General features: G+C 68.5%; 23 protein-coding genes. 3 read left to right on the top strand and 20 right to left on the bottom strand.

Going from position 1 to position 21,358, the window contains the following annotated elements; all coding sequences use genetic code 11:
- Positions 1-46: hypothetical protein (locus AAT21_RS40025; RefSeq protein WP_235438688.1), on the bottom strand; the 46-nt coding region annotated here is incomplete at its 3' end.
- 95 nt (positions 47-141) lie between these two features.
- Entirely contained in the window at positions 142-411 is a 270-nt protein-coding gene (locus AAT21_RS17810; protein ID WP_046777837.1) for a DUF6284 family protein, read from the bottom strand.
- 240 nt (positions 412-651) lie between these two features.
- Here AAT21_RS17810 and AAT21_RS17805 point away from each other — a divergent pair, with 240 nt between their 5' ends.
- The 3 genes from AAT21_RS17805 to AAT21_RS35790 all read left to right on the top strand — a co-directional run bounded on the left by AAT21_RS17805 (position 652) and on the right by AAT21_RS35790 (position 4,022).
- Entirely contained in the window at positions 652-1,443 is a 792-nt protein-coding gene (locus AAT21_RS17805; RefSeq protein WP_046777836.1) for a GntR family transcriptional regulator, read from the top strand.
- Entirely contained in the window at positions 1,440-2,093 is a 654-nt protein-coding gene (locus AAT21_RS17800; protein WP_046777835.1) for a YdcF family protein, read from the top strand. Before AAT21_RS17805 ends, AAT21_RS17800 begins: the two co-directional genes overlap by 4 nt.
- 189 nt (positions 2,094-2,282) lie before the next feature.
- Entirely contained in the window at positions 2,283-4,022 is a 1,740-nt protein-coding gene (locus tag AAT21_RS35790; protein ID WP_079025770.1) for an ATP-dependent nuclease, read from the top strand.
- Positions 4,023-5,294: 1,272 nt separating this feature from the next.
- On the opposite strand, the gene AAT21_RS17790 is transcribed toward AAT21_RS35790, so the two are convergent.
- From AAT21_RS17790 to AAT21_RS37625, 18 genes are all read right to left on the bottom strand, one after another.
- On the bottom strand, positions 5,295-5,510 hold the full coding sequence (locus AAT21_RS17790) for a hypothetical protein (protein ID WP_046777833.1): 216 nt from the start codon (positions 5,508-5,510) through the stop codon (positions 5,295-5,297).
- Between the two features lie 53 nt (positions 5,511-5,563).
- Positions 5,564-6,448, bottom strand: a complete 885-nt coding sequence (locus AAT21_RS34530) for a thiopeptide-type bacteriocin biosynthesis protein (RefSeq protein WP_052757852.1) — start codon at positions 6,446-6,448, stop codon at positions 5,564-5,566.
- A complete protein-coding gene (locus AAT21_RS17780; RefSeq protein ID WP_046777832.1) occupies positions 6,445-8,919 on the bottom strand; it encodes a lantibiotic dehydratase in 2,475 nt (824 codons plus the stop codon). Before AAT21_RS17780 ends, AAT21_RS34530 begins: the two co-directional genes overlap by 4 nt.
- A 149-nt stretch (positions 8,920-9,068) precedes the next feature.
- Positions 9,069-10,244: a PqqD family peptide modification chaperone gene (locus AAT21_RS17775; protein WP_052757851.1), complete on the bottom strand. Its 1,176-nt coding sequence runs from the start codon at positions 10,242-10,244 to the stop codon at positions 9,069-9,071.
- 102 nt (positions 10,245-10,346) lie between these two features.
- Entirely contained in the window at positions 10,347-10,529 is a 183-nt protein-coding gene (locus AAT21_RS17770) for a thiocillin family RiPP (protein WP_046777831.1), read from the bottom strand.
- Positions 10,530-10,585: 56 nt separating this feature from the next.
- Positions 10,586-10,762 carry a thiocillin family RiPP gene (locus AAT21_RS17765; protein ID WP_107081315.1) on the bottom strand — a complete coding sequence of 59 codons (177 nt, stop codon included), beginning with the start codon at positions 10,760-10,762 and terminating at the stop codon, positions 10,586-10,588.
- Between the two features lie 37 nt (positions 10,763-10,799).
- Positions 10,800-10,973, bottom strand: coding sequence for a thiocillin family RiPP (locus AAT21_RS36860; RefSeq protein ID WP_107081314.1), 174 nt, complete (start codon positions 10,971-10,973; stop codon positions 10,800-10,802).
- A 99-nt stretch (positions 10,974-11,072) separates the two neighbouring features.
- On the bottom strand, positions 11,073-11,822 hold the full coding sequence (locus AAT21_RS34525) for a nitroreductase family protein (RefSeq protein WP_079025769.1): 750 nt from the start codon (positions 11,820-11,822) through the stop codon (positions 11,073-11,075).
- Between the two features lie 3 nt (positions 11,823-11,825).
- Positions 11,826-13,499, bottom strand: coding sequence for a hypothetical protein (locus tag AAT21_RS17755; RefSeq protein ID WP_046777829.1), 1,674 nt, complete (start codon positions 13,497-13,499; stop codon positions 11,826-11,828).
- A 9-nt stretch (positions 13,500-13,508) separates the two neighbouring features.
- A complete protein-coding gene (locus AAT21_RS17750; protein ID WP_052757849.1) occupies positions 13,509-14,219 on the bottom strand; it encodes a TOMM precursor leader peptide-binding protein in 711 nt (236 codons plus the stop codon).
- Positions 14,220-14,259: 40 nt separating this feature from the next.
- Entirely contained in the window at positions 14,260-15,594 is a 1,335-nt protein-coding gene (locus tag AAT21_RS17745; RefSeq protein ID WP_046777828.1) for a YcaO-like family protein, read from the bottom strand.
- Positions 15,591-16,631, bottom strand: coding sequence for an ABC transporter permease (locus tag AAT21_RS17740; protein WP_052757848.1), 1,041 nt, complete (start codon positions 16,629-16,631; stop codon positions 15,591-15,593). The genes AAT21_RS17745 and AAT21_RS17740 overlap by 4 nt, the downstream gene beginning before the upstream one ends.
- Entirely contained in the window at positions 16,628-17,605 is a 978-nt protein-coding gene (locus AAT21_RS17735; RefSeq protein WP_046777827.1) for an ABC transporter ATP-binding protein, read from the bottom strand. Before AAT21_RS17735 ends, AAT21_RS17740 begins: the two co-directional genes overlap by 4 nt.
- Positions 17,606-18,365: 760 nt before the next feature.
- Positions 18,366-18,644 (bottom strand): hypothetical protein, encoded by a 279-nt coding sequence (locus AAT21_RS17730; protein WP_046777826.1) that lies wholly within the window; start codon positions 18,642-18,644, stop codon positions 18,366-18,368.
- A 48-nt stretch (positions 18,645-18,692) separates the two neighbouring features.
- The gene (locus AAT21_RS17725) at positions 18,693-19,187 is read right to left on the bottom strand and encodes a DUF5956 family protein (protein WP_046777825.1); all 495 of its coding nucleotides are present in this window, start codon (positions 19,185-19,187) and stop codon (positions 18,693-18,695) included.
- Between the two features lie 59 nt (positions 19,188-19,246).
- A complete protein-coding gene (locus AAT21_RS17720; RefSeq protein WP_046777824.1) occupies positions 19,247-19,831 on the bottom strand; it encodes an HD domain-containing protein in 585 nt (194 codons plus the stop codon).
- A 6-nt stretch (positions 19,832-19,837) separates the two neighbouring features.
- Positions 19,838-21,157 carry a cytosine deaminase gene (gene codA / locus AAT21_RS17715; RefSeq protein WP_327152745.1) on the bottom strand — a complete coding sequence of 440 codons (1,320 nt, stop codon included), beginning with the start codon at positions 21,155-21,157 and terminating at the stop codon, positions 19,838-19,840.
- Between the two features lie 25 nt (positions 21,158-21,182).
- Positions 21,183-21,350 carry a hypothetical protein gene (locus AAT21_RS37625; protein WP_157879735.1) on the bottom strand — a complete coding sequence of 56 codons (168 nt, stop codon included), beginning with the start codon at positions 21,348-21,350 and terminating at the stop codon, positions 21,183-21,185.
- Positions 21,351-21,358: the final 8 nt, after the last annotated feature.

Raw genomic sequence — 21,358 nt, 5'->3', positions numbered from 1 at the left:
TGGGCGGCCAGGTGTAGGTGGGCCACTCGCTGACCAGACCGCTCATGGCCACATACAGCTGCCAGCACGGACCGTCCGTCGCGGTCGGGCCGGTGGTGCCACAGCAGCGCACGGACATCTGCGCGCCGAAGATCTGCTTGTTCATGCCGCGCCACCGGAAGACGGGAGGTGGGCGGCCTTGTTCTCCAGCGCGGTCCGGGCGGCGAGCACCCGCCGGCAGGCCCGGCGGATCCGCTGCACGTCCACCTCGGTCGGCGTGCGGTCCAGCGTCATGATCTCCGCGTCGAGCAGGTCGCGTTCCGCCAGGATCAGCGGCAACTCGACCTCGATCGCCTCAAGCTCCGCATCCGACGGCTCCAGGCCGTCGGACCACGGGGTAACACGCTCCTGAAGTGCAACGATGGACTTCACGGGTCTTGCTCCTTCGAGAGAGGAACGGGACCCAACAGCAGCCTCCGGCGCGGGAACGCCGGGGGCTGCATTGCGTTGGGATGCAGCACAGACAGCACTCACTCAGGCGAGCACAGCAACTCCAGGCGGGGTAGCTTGTCCTAGGACTGTTCGCCGTTGAGGTAGACCATGACACTCCAGTCCTAGGACTGTCAATGTCCTAGGACTGTGGGAAACTGGCCATGTCGAGAGGAGTGCCCGGTGGCACCGAAGTGGCGAGAGCTGGCCGACAAACTGGCCGAGCAGATCAAGAACGGCGACTACACCCCTGGCCAGCTGCTGCCCCAGATTCGCGATCTGGTCGAGGCAGGCGAGGGCTCCAAGGCCACCGTCAACGCCGCCTACAAGGCTCTTGAGGCCGAGGGGCTCGTCACGTCGTCGCGCGGCGTGGGAACGATGGTTCGCGCGCAGACACCGCTGAAGCGCATCGGAATCAGCCGCTACGACAAGGCGAAGTGGCGCGACGGGGACGAGGTGGCGTTCATCGCGGACCGTGTCGCCTCCGGTCGCACCTACCGGCGCGGCGAGCAGACCCAGTCCGTCAGCCTCATCGAAGCACCCGCCCCTGCGGCCGAGGCGCACGGGCTGCCGGCTGGTGCCCAGGTGTACGCGCGCGCTCGTCTCGTGAAGGAGGGCGAGCAGCCGACGCACACCCTCACCAGCTACTACCGGCCCGAGCACGTCGAGGGCACGCGCATCGTTGACCCCACCCCGGGGCCGGCGGGCCGCGGTGGCGGCTTCCGGGTCCTCTACGACGCCGGGTACGAGATCGACCACATGAAGGAACGCATCTTCGCGCGCGTCCCCACGGCCGACGAAATCAAGCTGCTCAAGCTACCGACGGGCGAACCAGTGGTGGAGCTGCACCGCACGACGTACACAGCAGACGGAACGGTCGTCGAGTTCGCCATAGGGGTACACGCCGCGTCGCGCTTCGCCTGGGAGTATGAGTTCAAGGTTCCGGACTCGACCAAGGGTGGCGAACAGCAGTGATCTCTGAGCAGGTGTGGGCGGACGCGGAACTCATCTGGGACTTCCACCAGATGCACCACGAGCCGCGCCCCTGCTCAGTCGCGGTCGGCCTTGGCAGCCACGACCTCGGCGTGGCCGACACGACGGTCGACCTGTACCAGCGCGGCATGGCGCCCCTGATCGTATTCACGGGCGCCACCAGCCCGACGACCCGCGCCCGCATGCCGCGCGGGGAGGCGGTGCACTACCGCGAGCGGGCGTTGGAGCTGGGGGTCCCGCCTGAGGACGTCCTCGTGGAACCCAACGCCCGCAACACCGGGGAGAACATCCGACTCACCCGGGCCCTGCTGGAGGACGCCGGCCGCCCCATCGAATCCGTACTGCTGATCAGCAAACCGTACGAAGAGCGGCGCGCGTACGCCACTGCGCGGAAGCTCTGGCCGGAGGTGGAGATTGTCAGCGCGTCCACTGCGATGACGTTCGCGGAGTACGTCGACTCCATCGGCGACCCGAAGCTGGTCATCGACATGCTTGTAGGCGCCCTCCAGCGACTCCAGCTCTACCCCGTCCAGGGCTTCATGGTGTGCATGCCAGTACCTGCCCATGTACTCGCCGCCTACCAGCGGCTTTGCACCCGGGGTTTCACGAGCAGGCTCGCGCACGTCTCGTAGCCGAGCGACGCCTCGCCACATGGCCGCCTAACTGCCCCATAGGTCGCAAGGGGGGACGACTTCCACCCTCGGCAAACACTCTCCACCGGTCGCATGGAAGCAGTACGTTCAGGCCACGCTGCTCATGACGTCCGAGGCTGCCACGGCTCGGCGCCATGGCGCCGCTCCGTTCCTCGGTAGGGAGTGAAAGTGGCAGAGATTATCGTTCCCGGCTTCGCCGTCATGGGATACAGGAGTTTTGGCGGAGAAATGCAGTTCAGTGGAAAGCTGGGAGCGGTCACCCTCCTCGCTGGCCAGAACAACTCCGGAAAGTCAAACTTCCTTCGTCTCCTAACCTCGATCACTTCTGGAAGTTACGAAGTCCAGGACCTAGATAGGCATCGAGGCGAGGAATCCAATACGCGATACGCCCTGGCGTACGACTGGGAGAAGGACCTGGTTCCGAGCGTCGCACGTGCGAAATGGGAGGCGGGCATAGTACGCCAGATATATTCCATCTTCCACCACAGGTCACTGGTGCGCGACGGGCTCACGTGGATCAAGTACGAAATCGACGGAACGGTCACCCTAGACCAATTCGATGACCTGATCAACGAGCTAGGAAATTCGGCACTGATTCAACTTTGCCGAAGCATGGGGATGTCAACCACAAGCGGATCTGAAATCGGCGCAGGCCGGCAGAACATGCAGTCAATCCTGAGAAATGTGATCCCGCGTCGAAAGCGGCCACGCAGCCCGGCAGTCAAGATTGAAGCATTTCGCCAGATTCAGCCCTTGCGCGAAGGAGACCGACCGGAGGGGACGGTCGAGGGGAGCGGCCTTCTCCCCCGCCTACAGATGCTTCAAAACCCGAAGGCGTCGACCCACGACGAGGACACCAAGAAATTTGAGGCAATCAACAAGTTCGTTAAAACGATCCTGGATGACGAAACCGCTCGACTAGAGGTTCAGCATGACGCACTCACACTAAACGTGCATCACGGCGGACGCATTCTCCCCCTGGAGAACCTAGGGACTGGCGTGCACCAGGTAATCATCCTCGCTGTCGCTGCTACCGTGCACGATCGACAGATTGTCTGCATCGAAGAGCCTGAAGTGCACCTTCACCCGATCTACCAGAGGAAGTTCATTCGATACCTCGCTACGGAAACCAACAATCAGTATCTGATCGCAACGCATTCGGCCCACCTACTTGATCACCAATTGGCGACCGTTCTGCATGTGCGCCACGATGGAACTAAGTCCACGCTGGAACCGGCCGTATCGCCATCCCAATTGTCACAGGTGTGCGCCGACCTTGGATACCGCCCATCGGATCTACTGCAGACCAATGCCGTAATTTGGGTGGAAGGGCCATCAGATCGAATTTACCTAAATCACTGGATAAAGCAGATCGACGGCAGCTTGATCGAAGGCCTCGACTACTCGATTATGTTTTACGGTGGTGGGCTATTGAATCACCTCTCCGCCTCCGACAGCGAGATCACAGAGTTCATTGAACTCCGGCGACTCAATAGGTACCTCAGCATTGTGATCGATAGCGACAAGAGGAGCCCTCGCGCCGAATTGAATGCCACGAAGAAGCGGGTGCAGGGTGAATTCAACAAAGAGGCCACTGACGGATTCTCATGGGTGACTGACGGGTATACGATCGAGAATTACGCTCCGGAAAAACTCCTCAGAGAGGCAGTTGCGGAAGTCCATCCACGAGCTGAGCATGATTGGGATGGCGGGAAGTGGAACAACCCGCTCGTCTTGAAGAACGCGGCAGGAAATGCGCAATCTCCCGACAAGAACAAGATCGCCCGGACAGTGTGCCGCAACTGGACTGAGGCGCCGAGCCCCAGATCGCATTTGGGGAAAATGGTGACCCGGTGCATCGAATTCATCAGAGAAGCAAATAGGACTTCTTCACGACCCGTGAGGTAGCTTCGCGGACGTTTCCATTCTCACCACAGTTCTCAGGGTGGCGCGAGGCGGCAGGACATGAGACTGCTCCTGAGGCGCGAGGAGCACCTGCGCGGGTGTCTAACTGAGTGACAATCGGGACGCACGCCAGTGGACGTAGGAAGACACTGCAGGACTGTCCGTGCTGGTCAACGACACGTCCACGCATGGTCGGCCCGTTCCCGCGCTGCTTCGGGACGAAGAGGTCGTGGGTTCAAATCCCGCCACCCCGACTTCGTAAGACCAGGTCAGGGGCCTGATCCACTCAGTGGATCAGGCCCCTCCTGCGTTTTCCGGGGCGAGGTCCTGCTGGAGCAGCTGCCCGATCGGGAGGGATTCGACGACGCCGCGCACTCCCCTGTGAACGATCTTGCTGCGGCACGGAGATCGCCAGGGCCCGTGTCTCGCTTCGTCTCGTCACCCCTTCTGGAACGAGGGCCCAGGTCGGGGACCTGGGCCCTGGTCGGCGGCCGGACCGATTCGGACGGCGAGATCCGGAGAAGGGGGAGGCGCTGCGCGGCCCCGGGCCGGAGTACGCGTTTCCCGCCCGGACCGGCGAGGAGGGAGGGCCCGACGGGCTTGTTCAGCCTCTCGGGAGCGCACCGGCAGGGAACTCGCGCGCCGAGAACCACTGACCGCAGTCCAGCGTGCCCTCACCCCTGCAGACAGCGAACGTTCCGCTGGGGCTCATGCTGGGGGCCGAGCGCAGGGTGAAGGACGTTACGCCCGGACCGCACTGGGTGGCGGCCCTCACGGCCGGCGCACTGCCGGTGTCGAGCCTGGCCCAGAGGGAGTAGCAGTCGCTGCCGGCGTTCTTCAGATCCCCTCTGATGACGAGTGTCGTCAGCACAGAGAACGGAAGCTCGCGTTCCGTGTGGCGTTTTCCGGTGACCGTCGCACTTCCATATGGCGTGAACCAGCCGCCCTCGGCAGCAGACGCGGGGCCTATGGAGAAGCAAGAGGCAGCCAACGCCATGGCGACGACGAAGGCCTTGGAAGCAGGTGAACGCATTGGGTGTCCTTTCAATGTCTGAAACCGGCGTTGCTTTTCATGCGGGCACGTCCTGATCGGTACAGCACAAGGGCGACCAGATCGATTCGACTGCAACCGACCTGCCGTCACCGATGGCCTGCCGTCACTCGGGATCACCTCTCCGCACGGGGGCGGACCGGGCCAGCTCGCGCCACCAGGCAGCCGGGATCAGCCAGGCAACCTCCCCTGGGCGCGACGGGGCAGATGAACGACAAGGAGCATCAGCCCTGGTCCCCCGAGGGTGCACGCTGGGCACGGCGCCGCACTGCGGGGCCGATGCCGGCCGCGCTGCCGATCCCGATGCCGAGGCCCAAGCCCATGCCGACGTTGTCGAAGACGAAAAGCCCGAGCAGGAGCCCGACGGCGACGCCGAGCGACATGCCCACCGCCAGCCCGATCGCTATGGAACGAGTTCCGGATTTATCATCGTGCGTCATACATCCATTATGTCACGCACCGTCCGAGCTTCCTGATGGAGCGCCATAAAGGTTCACATCAGGACAGGTTGCCGTGACGCCAGAATTCCGAGGAGCGCCTCCTCTCGCGGGAGCATCCCCAGCCGGTTGCACATCATGTGAGCCTGGTGGAATACAAGGTGACCGGCGCTATAAGGAATACGGTCGGCCTCGGCCCGCGCAAGGTATGCGGACAGAACTTCCGTCCAACCCCGTAGCCGGACCTGCACGTCCGGAACGAGTGACATCTCGGCGGCCCTGCTGCGGATCCCCGACGGGTCGGTATCGGCGGAGTCCCGCAGCCGGGCACGGAGCCCTTCGGCGCCTCGTCCACCGTCATGGGTCCACCACGCAAGGTGGCGCTCCCAGAACCACGAGGTGTCCTTGCCGGTGCCGCGGTCCTGCAGGGCGGCTGCCGAGGCGTTCAGAAGCAGTGCCGCGAGGGCCGCACGGTCCGGACGGCGCGATAGCTGTCCGGCCCACAAGGCGAGTTCACTGGAGTGCTGGAAGACCTCTTCGGCCAGTTCGATCCCCCGTGGTCCGCCGTACTTCCCCTCCTCGGGTTCGTAGAGAGCCGTTTCGACGCCGACGTGACTCCCGCCGAACGGGCGCTGTTCGAACGGGACCAGGGCGCCACGACTGAGGACCGGCTCGCGGGCGAGGGCCTCGAGCTCGCGGGTGATCCGCGGGAGTCCGCGGTGGAGCCGGTCCACCGTGTCGCGCTCGCCGTGGATCCGGAGCCTGAGGTGAGGGCCCTTCCAGTCGGTGTACTGGATGAAGAACCAGCGGTCGGCGCCCAGTTCCCGCGCCAGGTCGACCAGGGGCGGCAGGCACCGCAGGACACCGTGGTCCAGGCGGTCGAGTCCACCGGGATAGAGACGCACGTACCACCAGTCGGCCTGCAGGAGAGGACCGTTCATGAGCTCGTCTCCGCGCTGTGGATCTCCGGGTGACCGCCGGACCGGACAGGCCACGAGGGACGCTGCCAGCGCAACAAGGAGACGTGTTCTGCCGCCCGGCGCCTGCCGCCGGCATCCCGCAGCCAGTACTGGGAGCGGTCCGGGCACGTTTCGGCCAGCCGAACGGCCGTTGCGTCCTTCGCCCTGCCGATGAGATTCGCCGCCGCCCAGATCGCGTGCGGGCTCCGGAAGGACAGCCAGAAGGGCTTCCCGCGGGAGGAACCCACCGCAGCGACCGTGAACGGGAACTCGACGGACACGAACACCTCGTCCGGAAGGCCCAGGCCGACACGCCACCGGTGCACCCGTCGGAAATAGGCGGCCGGCTGCTCGCCCTTGACCGGCTGGGGCAGGGCTTGGGGGGCGATCCGCCAGGTACGGCGTCCGACGACGAGGCGGTTGTGGACCCTGCGCGGGATCACTTGCGTGTCGTCGCCGGTGACGGGCGCCGAGCCGTCCACCGGGTTCGGCGTACAGCACAGCCGGGATCCGTTGATCCACGGGTCGGCGAGGCACAGCAGCAGCCTCGCGACGCCGGGTACCAGGTGCTGCGGTACGACGCCGAGGTAGACGGGCGCGAGGGTACGACCGGTGGAGTCCGTGAGCTCTAAGGTGTCCGTGGCCGGGCAGTGGCTCATGCGCGGGGGCGCGTCGGCGTCACCGGCGTCACCGGCGTCACCGGCGTGGGAGGGCTCCCCCGGCCAGCGGAACGCGGGCAGCACGCCATCGGCTGCGCGGTGCATTCCGTTCACGTCACCGGACAGGGTGAGCTGATGCGGTGCGGCGTGCGGAAACAGGTCGGCGATCCAGCCCCGCAGCTGCCCGGTGAGCCCGGCGCGGTCGGCCGCCGGGCTGTCCAGCAGGTGGCGGAAGCGCGCGAGCAGGCCGCCCACTCCCGAGTTGTACTGGTTCACCACGATCCGGTGGTCGCCGCGCCGGACGGCATCGGTGGACGGTGCCTCGACCTGGTACAGCACGGCTGCCGTCGGCGGGGCGCTGGAGGCGGACACGGGCAGCCATGCCCGGTCGGTGGGGCGACCCGACTCGGCATGGTCCTTCTGCAGCGCTCGGTAGAGGGCCCCCTCGAATCCGGGGGACGCCGCGACGGCCCACAGGAACCCGAACAGGTCGGGGCAGTGGCCCCCTGTCCCGTACCGGGCCACGAACTCGTCCCGGAGCCAGTCGTAGACGTGCGAACGGAAGACGTAGGGGCGCAGGAGACGCCCGAGGCCCGTGAGGTCCTCCCGGACCACGTCGGCCGGCAGGTCCACCGGAACGTCGCAGAGCGCGTCCTCGTACACGGAGTAACGGACGGCGGGCTGCGGATCGTCCGCGGCGAGGGAGCCGACGCGCGAGACGAGCCGATTGACCGACCGGGCACGGTCGCTGCCGGACAGCAGGTGGAGCCCCGCTGCCTCCTCCCCCATTTCCTCCAACAGCGCACGGGTGCGCAGCGCAGCCGGGTGGGGAAGGACCTCCAGGCTCCGTGCCAGGGCACGGACGGGGTGCGGTTCCGTCGCCGTCCAAGGGAGCACGAGCCGCAGCAGGCCGGTGTCGAGCAGCCTGAGGAACCCTCCGAACGGGTCACTGCCCCCGAGGCGTTCGAGGGCTTGGGGGATCGGCATGCGGGGCCACGAGGCCAGCGCTGCGATCAGCTCGGCGTAGCGGGAGGCATCGACGAGTGAATCCGTGCGCCATGCGGATTCGCCCGGGCCGGGATGGGCTGAGGTCAGCAGGTACGCGCGGCCCCCCGACCGGCGCAGGGACCTGTTGGGCTCCACCTCGAAAGCAGCGGCGAAGCGCTCATCGCGTGCCAGGGCGTCCAGCCAGGCGCGGACGTGCTGCTGGTCGACATAGCTGTGGCCCGCTCCGTCCGCTTGCCCGCCGTCCAGGGCGAGCGCGGTCAGCCGGGAGAACGGGCTGGTCTTCACGGCAGCCCTGGAAACGTAGCCGAGCACCGAACGGGCCGCCTTGCCGTGCGGTTCGAGCGGCTTGGCCGTCACGTGATCGAGCAGATGAGGGCTTGCCTGCGCGAGTCCCTGGGCGAAGACCGGCTCGGACAGGACGTCCCGCAGGCGGGCGGTCGCCCGCGTGGTCTCCTCCTCGTACAGGGCGTCGGTCCGGGTGCGAAGTGAGGAGAGGTCCCGCATGCCGTCGAGCCAGTCCGTCAGTGCGAGGCCTGCCGGGCCGCCCAGCCTTTCGCGCAACCCGGCCGTGACGTCTTCCGGCAGCTGCGCCGGTCGCCCGTTGTGTATGCAGCGGCGCAGCTGGAGGGCCGCACGACGCAGGTGCGGGGCGTCGTCGAGCGTGGGGACGGCGGTGTGCAGAGCGTCGGTGATGAGGCCGGCCCGCTCGGCGAGGTGCTCCTCGTACGCCGTCTCCCGCCGCAGGGAGTCCGAGGTGCGGGGCAGGACGAGATCCAGCGATTCCACGGGCAACCGATTGACACGGTGCACGGCCCACGCCGACACGACGGGGCTCAGCCCGCCCGGGGTGCTGTCCTCGGGCCGCGCGGGCCGCGCTGCGGTGATCGTCGTGGCGTGCGGTGGCGTCGGGGGCTGGGGCGCCGTCGGGAGGAGAGTCATCCGATGAGCCCTTCGATGAGGTGCCACCACCACGTCAGGACGACGCCGACCATGAACACTCCGTAGAGAGCGCACATGACGCCGAAGGCGCAGTAGCCAGCCCGCTTGAGGTTGCCGCTCACGAGCAGGTGGCTGGGCAGCGGGGCCCTGGTGACCAGGTGGACGAGAAAGGCGAAGGACCGGCCGCGGAGGTTGACGGAGCCCATGGCGGACTCCAGCGCGTGGTAGCCGTCCGAGGGAAGCAGTGGATTCAGGTTCACGATCATGAGCAGAACCTGCAGTTGCAGCAGCGCGCCGGCAATGTCGTGCACGGCTCCGCTGGTGTGGAGCAGCACGAGAGCGGTGGCTCCCGCCCAGATGGCGTCGCTCATGGGTCCGGCGAGCGCGATGAGGGCGCGCGGTGCGCGGCCCCGCACGCGGTAGGCGTCCGTACGGTCGACGTACGCCACGGGCATCACGTAGAGCATGAGGGTGATGCCGGCCTCTCGCACCGGCACCCGCAAGGACTGGCATACCAGGGCGTGCGCCAGCTCGTGGACGGCGATCTGCAGCATCAGCAGGAGCGCCGCGATCCCCGACCAGACCGTGTAGTCCGGCAGGCTCCGGGTCGCGAGGGCATAGCCCGCCGTGGCCAGGCCTGCGACCGTGAGCACGATCCACAGACCCACCACCGCGGGCACGGGCAGTTTCTGCAGCACCTTGGCCACGGGTTCGAGCAGTACGTGGACCGAGCGTGTCAGCGGCTTGCGCGGCATCCTCTGCCGCAACGAGTACTTGAGGACCCGTTCGCGGCGCGTCTCGTCCTGTGGTTCGAGGGTGAGCACCCCCGCCTGGCGGAGCTCCGTCAGGAACCGGACGACGGCGGTCTCGGCGCGGCCCGGGTCGGCGGACGACGGGGCCACTCGGCGCACGATGTCACGGGCGGTGGTCCTGCCGTCGAGGAGCGTGAGGATGGCGGTGCCCGCCGTGGACACTGCCACGTACTTACCGGTGTCGGAATCGAACAGGAGGGGACGGCCGTCGAGGCCGTCCGTGCGTTCGATGGTGTCTCGCACGGCCAGCAGCTCGGTCTCGAGCCACGCGGTGTCCGCGCTGCTCTTCTCTTCGGTCGCCTCTTCGCTGCTTTCGGGCACGGCTTGCTGCTGGTGCTCGGCCGCGGCTGGTGATCGCATGAATGGCTCCTGAGGGGATAATGCTGGGGCCGCTGTCCGGCCGGCACTCTGAGCCAGTGCCGGCCGGACAGCGTCTTCATCCGGGTTTCAGCGGTTCGGTGATCAGCCGGCCGAGGAGGCGGAGCTGGCGGTACCGAAGCACGCCGCCGGGCAGCTGGCGGAGGCAGCGGTGCCGAAGGAGGCAGCGGTGCCGAGCAGTGCGCTGTCGCCGAGCGTCTCGACCGTCATGTCCTCAACGGACAGGTCGATGATCATCGCGTCCTGGAATTCGAGCGTGTTCATCATGATGTTCCTTTCAGGATGGAGGTAGGCCCCGGTCGCCGATGCGGTCGGGAGGGTGATCAGCCGGACGAGGACGCGCTGCCGCCGGTCGAGGCCGTGGAGGCGGGGCAGGTGGCACTGCCGAACGTGCCGATCGAGCCCCAGGTGCCCAGCAGGGCGGCGTTGTCGAGGACCTCGGCGGTCAGCTCGCTGGTGATGTCCTCGGCGAAGAGGTCGAGGTTGGTGGTCTCTCCCACTGGAATGTCCTTTCGTGAAAACGGGGTGGAGGCGGGGTCAGCCCCGGGAGCTGGCCGTGCCGGCCGTGGCGACGGTGGAACCGAGCAGGCAGCCGAAGGTGCCGGCCGTCGAGACCGAGGCGAGCGACGAGTCGTTGGGCAGCTCGTCGACCGTCAGGGCGGTGGTGTCCTCGGCGAACAGGTCGATCACGAGATCAATGTCGTTGGGCATGACGCCCTCCGTTCAGGTGTGGTGGATGACCGGCGGCCGCCGCACTGCGGAAGCCGCCGATGGACCGCACTCCTTGCGGTGTGCGGAGTCTGGTGGGTGTTACTTGGCGGCCGCGGCGTGGCCGCAGGCGAAGGCCAGCAGCTGTGCGCTGCGGTAGCCGTCGACGGGGACCAGGGGTTTGAGGGCCGAGGAGAGGAAACCGGCGAAGATGCTGCCGACCAGACCCCGGTCCAGAGCAGTGAGCCAGGCGGTGTGCGCGGCGGCTCCGGCCCGGGTGAGCAGCAGGCGGTGGCCGTGCTCGCCGTGTCGGTCCAGGGACGCTGCCAGCGGGCCGCACACCATGACGATCGCGGGTGCGTCTGCGAACTCCAGCTGGAGCACGAGTTCCGCGGCGGCGTCGCCGGCAGGGAGGTCGGCAAGCCGGATGAATCCGCTCCCTGCCGGGGAGTACAGGTACAGCCCCACGGGCAGCCCCGCCACGTCCCGCGCCGCCACGAGGAACTCCAGGCCAGCGCCCGAGTCGTGATCGGACCACGTCTCCCGGTCGAATGCCGCGGCACGGTCGACGACGGCGGCGAGCACGTCCGACGCGACGGGCCGCGGGGCGTAGGTGCGGACCGATGCCCGGCGGCGCAGCAGGGCTTCCAGGGGTTGCGTACCTGCGGGTGCGATCTCGGCGGGGACCGGGTGTCGGCCCTCGCCGGCGGCCTGCAAGGTACCGCGCAGCCCGGTGTCCGGCACGCCGGGTCCCACTCCGAGGGCTTCCGCGTCGAGTCGAGAACGCAACTGGAGATTCCGCAACAACTCGTTGTGGTCCAGCAGCGAGGGAAGCGGTGACGTCGTCTGCATGGTTCATGCCTCGTCTGCGGTGAAGGGTCGGATTTCCACGACCCCGGTGATGGGCTCGGCATCCAGGTCGAGGTCGAACGCGGCGGCCAGAGCCAGGTCGTCCCACCGGTCCAGCGGCCGGGCCCGGAGCCCGAAGGACCGGGCCGCGTGCGCCAACTGGGCCATCGCGACACCGGCGTCGAGGTGCACGATGCGCCAGGCGAAGGTCGAGTACTTCGATGCGACCCGAGCCAGCGATCCGGTGAGGACGAGTGTGGCTGCGGCGTCCGCACCGGGCAGCTCGGCCGGGTCCACGGCGTCGGGCAGCCGCGCCAGCCGGTGGGCTGCCGAGTCGTACCCCCAGAAGCCTGCCGGTACCCCCGCGACATCCGTGACCACGGCGTGCAGGTTGGCGGATCCCAGATTGCCGCCCGTGGGCGCCCATCGCGGCACGCTGGGGCGGCCCGGCGCCGATTCCTCCTGCCGTCCCACGGCGAGGAGGAGCAGGGACGCGAGGTGTGTCAGGCCGACCTGGGCGACCGCCGCAGTCCCGGACGGCTCCAACGGAGCCTGCGGGTGGATCCCCGTCCGGGGAAGCGTGAGGGTGCGCGCGCTCGGCCACCGCTTGCTCTCGTGCTGCAGGGCGATGTTGCCGGGCTTGTAGTGCATCTGATGGTCGCGGGGGTTGAGGAGCTTGCGCGGCGGGAACGCGACCGACGTCTCGAAGGCCAGGGCGAGAGGCACGTCCGCCGCCGTGAGGGTGGACCGGGAGTCCGTGCGCTCGGGCACCGGCGCCATGACGTACATGTCCTCTCGCCACGACTCCAGATCGGTGCGGACCATGCCGCGCAGCACGGGGACGGCGCCCACCCTGCTCGCAATGGCCGTCACCTGGCCCGCGATCAGGGCGGTGGCCATGATGCGCGCGGCGTTCTCGCCCGCGGGCTCGTGATGGACCTGCGGAGGGTGTGCCCTGCGCTGCCGGTCGGCCTCGTCGAAGGACACGGTGAACACGGGATCGATGTAGGGACCCAGGTCCACCATCGCGCCGTGGAGATGAGCGGGGAGCATCGGTACCCCGCGGCCGGCGCACCACTGCGCGGCCTCGGTCAGATCCGAACGCCCCTCTTCGTCCACGGCCACGAGAAGGTCGGGCTCATCACTGAGGACGTCGGGCGAACGGACGAGTTCCACCTCGCCGAACCCGTTCTCCAGCAGTGCGTCGCGGAGCCTCGCTCCGGTCCCGCCGTCGGCGACCACAGCCACCCGAGTACTGCTCAGCAGCTTCATCGCCTGGGCCGCGTTGCGGTTGACACGCGTGGAGTCAAGGCTGCGCGACCAGAACACCGCGGCAGGGTCGTCGACGACTGGATCGTCCGACCCCTCCTCCAGGAGCCCACAGGTGTACAGGAGCGCGACGACCTGTTCGATGTGCTGCACCGGCGCGTTCGCCCGCTCCGCGAGCTGCGTGACGTCCCTCGTTCCGTCGAGGAGCGGCAACACCCGCGTGGTCAGGTCACGGGCCGCCGCTCCACGCAGGACCTGTCGGGTCGGGGCCCCTTCGACGAGGATCCCGTCGGGGAACGGCACAACGACCAGGCCACGGCACAGGGCGGGCCGTTTCGGGGCACTGAACTGGGGGTCTTGCGCGACTGCGCGGCGCATCTCCTCCGCGGAGATCAGCTTGTTGTCGGCCACAGCACTACCTCACTGACGAGCGGAAGTCGACGACGCGGCCGGGGGCCCGTCGGAAGTGGGGACCACGCCCTCGTCGAGGGGGGCCAGCAGGGGTGTCAGATCTCGCGCCAGGTCCGCCCAGGTGGACTCGGCCGGGACCTCCCGGCGCCTGCGGCACCGGGTGCAGCCGTGCAACGCCACGACCCGTCCGCCGGAAAGGTGCTGCTCCAGCAGGTGCCAGTGGCGGACGGTGCCTGCGAAGCCCTCGGCGTCGCCGGTGTCGAACCGCCGCAGCACGTCCAGGGCCATCCCGGCAGCCATGTCCACGTGGTGGGGAAGGAATCCACCGGGCCCGGCCCCGGGCGAGGTCTCGTAGTGTGCGTGCAGGGTCGCGACGTGTGCAGCGTCCCGCTCGTGCTGCGCGCGGCGCTTGCGGAAGCAGCGGTAGCAGGCTCCGGTGCCGGGAACGACCAGGGGGCCGACCCGCAACCGAGGGTGCTCCGCGAGCACGGGGAACCACGGGGTACCCCAGTCGGCCGAGCGGGCGTCGAGCACCTCCGCGAGTCGCGGCACCTCCCGCCAGGAGGCGAGAACGCGCAGGCCGGCATCGGGCCAGCTCGCGGACAGCTCCAGAGAACCGGCCTGGTCGGTCGAGACCTCCAGGTCAGCGCGTTCACGGCACAGCCGGTCCGCAACGGCCTCGCCGAACCCGCCCACTGCGAGCACGTGCACCTTGGTCATTGGCTTCCCATTCATGTACATGGACCTGCTCGTCGGATCGTCAGGCGAAGGGCTGGGGATGCGGATTGATGTCCGCCTCTCCGTGCACGGGGAGGCCCATCCGGGCCGGCGCCTCGTACAGCCGGGGGTGCGCGAGGAACCGGGCGCGATGGGTGAAGGACAGGGGCATGAGCTGCGGGACGATGACTCGCACCACACGGAATCCGACGTCGCGGGCTTCGTCCGTCGTGCACTCCACGGCGATCACGTCGCATCCGGCCCGCTTCAACCGCTCCACGATCAGGGCCAGGTCCTGCCCGCTGTCGCCGGTGGTGAGCACGGGCATGTCGCTGAGGCGCCTACGGGCAGCGCCTTCGAGGAGGAAGTCGAAGTCTTTCCTCCGCTCCGGCCGGCCCATATGGGCGGCCCCGTGGAAGACGTGCATGAAGTCGTCCACGGACGGCGGCATCTCACGCGGCACCTGCATGGCGATACGGGAGGACGCCGACTCGCGAACGATCTTGGCCACGCTGTCGAACGGGTCCAGGCTCGTGTTGCACATGACCATCTGGCCGAGCACTTCATTGTGCGGCGAGAGGTCCACCGAATACACCGTCGGGATCCCCAGGTCGGTCGTCGCGTCGAAGAAGACGGTTTCCACCAGGCTGTTTCGTGACTTCTCCAGGAACGGAGCCAGGTTCTCCGGGACCACGTCGAAGTCGATCCGCGGCAACGCCAGGCGCTGGTACCAGGTCAGTGCGATGGCGTCTCGCTCCACGACCTCGCACACCGCGTTCACCAGGGCCTGCGCCAGGTCGGTGTGCGTGGCGCAGCCCGTGGAGATGGGATTGGCGTACCGCTCCGCCCGGGACTGGGGCGGAATGTGCATCCACACCCCCACGGCGGGCACCCACCGGGACTTCTGCTCGGTGAGGGACCAGCCGCGTACCCAGCGCATCGGTGCCGTGGTGTCGACGTCGACGGTGATGGCCCTGGGGTGGGCCAGTTCCGCCGGAGAGCAGCGGGGCATCGTCGTCAGGTCCAGCGCCTCGTCACCCAGCTCCTCCGCCGTCGCCCAGATCACTCCGTCGGCCTGGACCACGGAGGTGGCGTAGCGCTCCAGTGCCTCGGCGACACTGAGGCGAGCCGCCCGCTCGGGATCGACGGCACCGCCGGCGCCGTCCATTTCCCCGCGAGCGCTGCGGCCCCGGGTGGACTCGGCGATGTTGTCGACGGCCTGCGCGAGATCGCCGAGGGATGCGGAGAAGATCGGGAAACGCGGGTCCCCGGGGTGGTTCGGCAGCCGGTACGTCCGTTCCACCAGGCCGTAGGGGCCCACGAGGGCGTCGAGGTCGGTGAGCCGGCCGAGGCCGGCCTGCAGGGCGGGTGCGTTCATCGGGCTTCTCCCTGGTCCCAGCGGAACAGACGGGCGGCGAGCCCGCCGAAAACGACCGTCGCAGCGATGAGGACCAGCCAGTCGGTGGTCAGGCTGTGCACGGAGGCGGCCGCGTTGAGGTCGTGGTTGAAGGCGTCCACCAGATACGTGGTGGGCAGCATGTCGGAGACCGTCGCAACGAGGGACGGCAGCATGCTCAGCGGCAGGAACAGCCCGCTGAAGAAGAGCAGTACCGGCATCAGGAGGCCCAACAGGCCGTTGACCACCTCTGCGTTGCGCAGGCGGGCCGCCATCAGGTAGCCGAAGGCGAACAGCATGACGGCGCCCAGCAGACCTGTGCCCGTCAGCCTCAGGGTGTCGGCGAAGGACATGAAGTCCATGACGACGGCAACAGTTGCGAGGATGACCAGCTGGACGACGACGAGTGCCAGCCGTACGGGGGCCTGGGCCACGATGAAGGTCAGGCGGCCCAGCGGTGTGGTCCCCAGCAGCCGCAGCGTTCCGCGCGCTCTCATGGCTATCAGGGGAGTTGCCGTGCCGAAGAACGCCGTCGACATAAGTGCCATCAGCAGACCGGTCGGCAGGGCGGCCTTGAGGGGATCGAAAGGCACGCCGCCGTCCGGGGTACGGAAGTCGGTGCGGGAGGAGTCGAAGCCGCTGTCGGCCAGCGCGGACCGCAGACCCTTCAGTGCGCCGAACCTCGACGCATCGACGACCACCCGTGCCTGTCCGCCGGAGACGGCGACGACCGCGTCGTATCCGCCCAGATCACCGGCCGACAGCGGTTGCGTCCCCGTCCAGGTTTCTGCGTGGAACCCGTCGACCTGCATCAGACTGCTGACGACCGCCTGCTGTTCGGCCGAGTCCACCACGGCGATCCGGTAGGAGCCGCCGGCCGAGAGCGTGCCCAGGCCCAGGAACATCGCGAGGAAGAGAAGGGGGAAGAGCACGGTGAAGAAGGCGGTCTTGCCGTCACGGAACAGTTCCCGCGCGTTGGTCTTGACCATCTCCCGCAGTGCGGACGGTGCCGCATTCATTCCTTCTCCTCCTTCCTGATCGGAGCTTCCTCCCGACGGCCCGGGCCGCCGGTGGCGAGACTGCGAAACACGGTGTCGAGCCCGCCCCTGCTGACCTGAAGGTCCGCGGCGGCCAACTGGTCGTCCGCCGCAATGCGGCGCAGCGTGAGGTCACCGTCGGTCGTGCGCAACTGGACGGTCCTGCGTCCGTCCGCTTCCCGGGCGACCTCGACGACGGTCACGCCGGGCAGGGCGTGGAGCGGCCCGAGGTCCGTCCCTGCTGGCGTCGTGAAGGTGACCGTGCTGGTGGACGCCAGCTCAGACACGAGTCGGGCGGGCGTGTCGCACGCCGCGATGCGCCCGTCGACGAGCACCGCCACTCGATCGCACAGCTCCGCGGCCTCGTTCATGTCGTGTGTCGTGAGGAGGACGGTGCCGCCGTCCTCGCGTTGCTTGCGGATGACGTCCCACAGGCGTTCCTTGGCCTGCGGGTCGAGTCCGGCAGCCGGTTCGTCCAGCACGAGGAGGCGTGGCCGGCCAATGACGGTGACCGCCAGGAGCAGGCGGCGGGCCTGCCCTCCGGACAGCGCTTTCACGCGCTGCGACGCCTCACCCGCCAGGCCGACCCGCTCCAGGACTTCGTCGACCGGATCATGGTTTCCGTAGAAGGAGGCCCAGAGGTCGACGGTCTCGCGAACCGACAGCTGCGGAAACAGCGCGGCCTCCTGCGGCTGCACCGCCATGAGTCTCCTCAGTTCGGGCGCGCGGGACCCGGGATCGTGACCCAGGACCTGCACGGAACCCGAGGTCGGGCGGCGCAGGCCCGTCAGACACTCCAGGAGCGTGGTCTTCCCGGCTCCGTTCGGGCCGAGCAGTCCGAAGACTTCTCCTTTGCGGATGTCGAAGCTGACCGCGTTCAGAGCTTTGCGACTGCCATAGTGTTTCGAGAGATCGCCAAGGGACGCGACTATGCTGTCGCAAATTCCGGATTGCATTGAGTTTCCGACTCTTGAAAAGTGTGATATCTGCACAGGGCAACGCACGCCGCGACTCACTGGGCACGCCAATTACAGGCCGGACCCTGATGCGTGGGCACCATCCGCGAGAAAGGAAATGCCCGTGGCCCGGCGGACAGCAGGGCGAGGCAAGGCAGGGCGCAGCAGAGCCTGCAAGAAAGGTGATGTCAGCGCGCAATCGCCCATACCTGCACGTCAATGCAGGGAGGCAAGCCAGAGACCGGCGGAGCGAGCCAAGAGGACCCGCGTTCCGCCTGTTCGAGAATACGCGCGGTCAACGCCTAGCGGGGAGCGCGTTGAATCGAGGCTCGACCCGTCATGAAAATCTGCTCCGCCGCGTCGACAAAGCAGCCTGATCCATGGTGGCAGTACATTCTTAAATCTCCCCCGTACACATTTTTGGTGGGTCTGCGGACCCCACCAGAGGCGCGTTGGTCTTCGCGCCAGAAACGAACCTTTCACACAGCATCGATCTTTGCAAGTGATCTTGGAGTGAAGTGGCGCAAAGTTTGTCATGGCCGGACCGCACCGATGTCCTACGTGCCGTGCATCCCCGAATCCAGGGGGAGATCCGCGCCCGAGCGCACCGGCGGGCGGTCAGGACTGTGGCTCATTTGCATCGATCACCGCGGAAGCGCCGGGCGCGCGCCGACGACGGCGACCGACCGACTGTGCAAGAACAGGTCAAGGGCCTGATCCGCATTGCGGATCAGGCCCTTCCTGCGTTTGCCGGGGCCCGTCAGTAGGGGCGGGGCGACATGATGTGGGGCTCTATGGCCGGGGCCTCGAAGACGCAGCGGGGGATGCCGGGGCCGGGGGTGGCCCGGACGGAGACCTTGGTCGGGGGGTCCGTCGGCAGCTCTACGCGGACGGTCACGGGGTGGTCGTGGTGGGTCGTCGCGTGGCCCGTCTCCTTGCCGTCGACCAGGACCTCGACGACCGCGGTGCGGCCGGTCTGGACCGTGGCACTGACCGAGTGACCCGCGTGGTCGATGTGGAAGTGATGCCGACGTCGCATGAGACCGCCTCCCGCCGCTGCCCCCACATCCAGCGTAGCCAAGACCGCCTAAGAGCTCCCGTGGAGTGCGGACAGTTCCGTGCGGGTCAGGCTGGGGAGGTCGGCGGTGGGGGCCGCCGCCGTCAGGGCGTCGAGGTGGGCGAGGACCGCCGCGACGGTGGGGAACGGGCCCACCGGGCGGAGCAGCCAGAGGCGGCCCCGAGGGCGGGGCGGGAGGCCGAGGGCGGCGAGGGCCTCGTCCGCCTCGCGGTCGAGGCCTCGCAGGTCCGGCTCGGGGAGCGGGGCGCATTCCACGCCGGTGATGTGGCCGTGGCCGTCGAGGGCGGTGTCGACGGCCCAGAGGGTGGAGCGGTCGGGGATCCAGGTGCGGGCCGCCGGGGGCCAGACGTACGGGAGGAAGACCCAGCGCAGGTCCTCGGGGGCCGGCTCCCAGCCGAGCGCCTCCAGCTCCCGCATCTCGGGCAGCCGGTCCGCCTCCAGTTCGCTGCGGCCGGTGCGGCGCTGTGCGAGCGGGTGCGGTGTTCCGTCCTCGTCCCACGACATGCGGGCACGCTATCCGACCGGGTGCCCGATCCTCGTGACCTGGGCCGTGGGCGTCCCCGTCAGCCGTCCAGGGGGTTGGCCGCGATACGGGTGGCCGCGCCGGAGGCGACGTAGGCGGCGGCCGCGCAGGCGGGCTTGCGCCGCGCCTGGTCCTCGACCAGGGCGGTGAAGACGGGGCCGAAGCCGGCCCGCGGGTGCGCGGCGAGGAGGCCGGCGGTGAAGGCCGGGTCGAACTCGGCGAGGCGCAGGCCGGAGACATCGGCGCTCGTGCCCACCTGGAGGAGGTGGCTCTCCGCGTCCTCGGCCGCGCTCACGTCGTCCCGCATGTGCAGGACGATGATCTCCTCGGCGCGGGCCCGCCGGTCCGCCGGCCAGCCCAGGCCCGCCGTCAGGACGCGCGCCACATGGCCGCCGGCCTCCTCGAAGGGCAGGGTGTGGCTGTCGAACGGCGCGGTCAGGCCCAGGTCGTGCAGGAGGGCCGCCACGTAGAAGAGCTCCCGGTCGTACTCCAGGCCGTGGTCGGCCGCGTACCGCGCGCCGAAGGCGTAGGAGCGCACGGAGTGGTTCAGGAGCGCCGTGTCGGCGTACTCCGACGCGATCTCCAGGGCGGTTCGGGCTGAGTTGGTGTCGAGCGTCCACGTCATGGCACGTCAGCGTAGGCGGCGGGCGAAGTCGACGTCCGACGGGGGCTCACCGGGCCAGCTGAGCCGGGTCGGGGCGGGCGGGGTCTCGGCGAGGACGGAGCCGCGCGAGACCACGTACCGGGGGCGGACCTGGCGGCGGAGCGCCTCCTCGGGCGAGGGCGCGGGCAGGAGGACGAAGGAGGCCGGGGCGCCCGCGGTGATGCCGTACTCGTCGGCGTCGAGACCGAGGACACGCGCCGCACGGTCCGTCACCATCGAGAAGGCCACCGGGATGTCGTCGGCGCCGGTGAGCTGGGCGGCGTACAGGCCGACGAGGGCGGTCTGGAGGGGGTTGGCGGTGCCGAGGGCGTTCCACGGGTCCATCACGTCGTCGTGGCCGAAGGCCACGTTGACCCCGGCCGCCAGCATCTCCCGGACCTGGGTGAGGCCGCGCCGCTTGGGGTAGGCGTCGAAGCGGCCCTGGAGGTTGAGGTTGGCGAAGGGGTTGGCGACCAGGTTGATGCCCGAACGGGACAGGAGCCGCTGGAGTTTGAAACTGTAGGCGCCGTTGTAGGAGCCCATGGCCGTGGTGTGGGAGGCGGTGGCGCGTTCACGCAGGCCCGAGCGCAGGGCGAGGGTGGCCAGCACCTCGACGAAGCGGGACTGTTCGTCGTCGATCTCGTCGCAGTGGGCGTCCACGCGCAGCCCGTGTTCCTCGGCCAGCGCGAAGGCGGTCCGCAGCGAGGCGACGCCGTCCTCGCGGGTGTCCTCGAAGTGCGGGATCGCGCCGACGACGTCCGCCCCGCGGGCCACGGCCTCGCGCAGCAGCGCCTCGCCGTCCGGGAAGGAGACGATGCCCTCCTGCGGGAAGGCGACGATCTGCAGGTTCATGACGTCCCGCACCCGGTCGCGCACCTCCAGCAACGCGTCGAGGGCGGTGAGGGACGGGTCGGTGACGTCGCAGTGCGTACGGACGTGCAGCACGCCGTGGGCGGCCTGCCAGCGCAGCACCTCGGTGGCCCGTGCGATCACGTCCTCGCGGGTCAGGGTCCGTTTGCGCTCGCTCCAGCAGGCGATGCCCTCCCACAGGGTGCCGGAGGTGTTGGGGCGCGGCTCGCCGGCGGTCAGAGCCGTGTCGAGGTGGATGTGCGGTTCGACGAAGGGCGCGGTGAGCAGGCCGCCGTGCGCCTCGATGAGGATGCCGGTGGCCGGCGGTTCCTTCTGGTCGTCGTACGGGATCACGCGCGCGATGCGGCCGTCCTCCCCCACCTCGACGTCGGACAGGCCTGATGGCTCGGACAGGCCTGATGTGTGGAGCAGCCGGGCACCCCGGACGATCATCCGCATGGCGCCAGCGTACGGACGAGGGCCCTCAGCCGCGCTTGGCCTGGGCCTTCTGCTGCATACCGCGCGTCTTCGCGGCGTTGGAGTGGGCGTCCTTGAACGCGGCCTTCGCACGGGCCTCGGCGGCGGTGTTCTTCGCCAGCGCGCGTTCGGAGTCCTGGTGCAGGTGGTGGCCGGTGCGGGCCTTCTTGGCCATGATCGTTC

Origin of the sequence: Streptomyces yangpuensis (assembly GCF_001005295.1) — a bacterium.
Lineage (GTDB): Bacteria > Actinomycetota > Actinomycetes > Streptomycetales > Streptomycetaceae > Streptomyces > Streptomyces yangpuensis.
This window is presented reverse-complemented; position numbering and strand designations above follow the sequence as displayed.

What these genes read in the sequence shown, in the direction of transcription:
- AAT21_RS17790 (WP_046777833.1), bottom strand. Translation starts at nt 5,510, where the DNA reads ATGACGCACGATGATAAATCCGGAACTCGTTCCATAGCGATCGGGCTG.
- AAT21_RS34530 (WP_052757852.1), bottom strand. Translation starts at nt 6,448, where the DNA reads ATGAACGGTCCTCTCCTGCAGGCCGACTGGTGGTACGTGCGTCTCTAT.
- AAT21_RS17775 (WP_052757851.1), bottom strand. Translation starts at nt 10,244, where the DNA reads ATGCGATCACCAGCCGCGGCCGAGCACCAGCAGCAAGCCGTGCCCGAA.
- AAT21_RS17770 (WP_046777831.1), bottom strand. Translation starts at nt 10,529, where the DNA reads ATGATGAACACGCTCGAATTCCAGGACGCGATGATCATCGACCTGTCC.
- AAT21_RS36860 (WP_107081314.1), bottom strand. Translation starts at nt 10,973, where the DNA reads ATGCCCAACGACATTGATCTCGTGATCGACCTGTTCGCCGAGGACACC.
- AAT21_RS34525 (WP_079025769.1), bottom strand. Translation starts at nt 11,822, where the DNA reads ATGCAGACGACGTCACCGCTTCCCTCGCTGCTGGACCACAACGAGTTG.
- AAT21_RS17750 (WP_052757849.1), bottom strand. Translation starts at nt 14,219, where the DNA reads ATGACCAAGGTGCACGTGCTCGCAGTGGGCGGGTTCGGCGAGGCCGTT.
- AAT21_RS17745 (WP_046777828.1), bottom strand. Translation starts at nt 15,594, where the DNA reads ATGAACGCACCCGCCCTGCAGGCCGGCCTCGGCCGGCTCACCGACCTC.
- AAT21_RS17740 (WP_052757848.1), bottom strand. Translation starts at nt 16,631, where the DNA reads ATGAATGCGGCACCGTCCGCACTGCGGGAGATGGTCAAGACCAACGCG.
- AAT21_RS17735 (WP_046777827.1), bottom strand. Translation starts at nt 17,605, where the DNA reads ATGCAATCCGGAATTTGCGACAGCATAGTCGCGTCCCTTGGCGATCTC.
- AAT21_RS17730 (WP_046777826.1), bottom strand. Translation starts at nt 18,644, where the DNA reads ATGCGACGTCGGCATCACTTCCACATCGACCACGCGGGTCACTCGGTC.
- AAT21_RS17725 (WP_046777825.1), bottom strand. Translation starts at nt 19,187, where the DNA reads ATGTCGTGGGACGAGGACGGAACACCGCACCCGCTCGCACAGCGCCGC.
- AAT21_RS17720 (WP_046777824.1), bottom strand. Translation starts at nt 19,831, where the DNA reads ATGACGTGGACGCTCGACACCAACTCAGCCCGAACCGCCCTGGAGATC.
- codA (WP_327152745.1), bottom strand. Translation starts at nt 21,157, where the DNA reads ATGCGGATGATCGTCCGGGGTGCCCGGCTGCTCCACACATCAGGCCTG.
- AAT21_RS37625 (WP_157879735.1), bottom strand. Translation starts at nt 21,350, where the DNA reads ATGGCCAAGAAGGCCCGCACCGGCCACCACCTGCACCAGGACTCCGAA.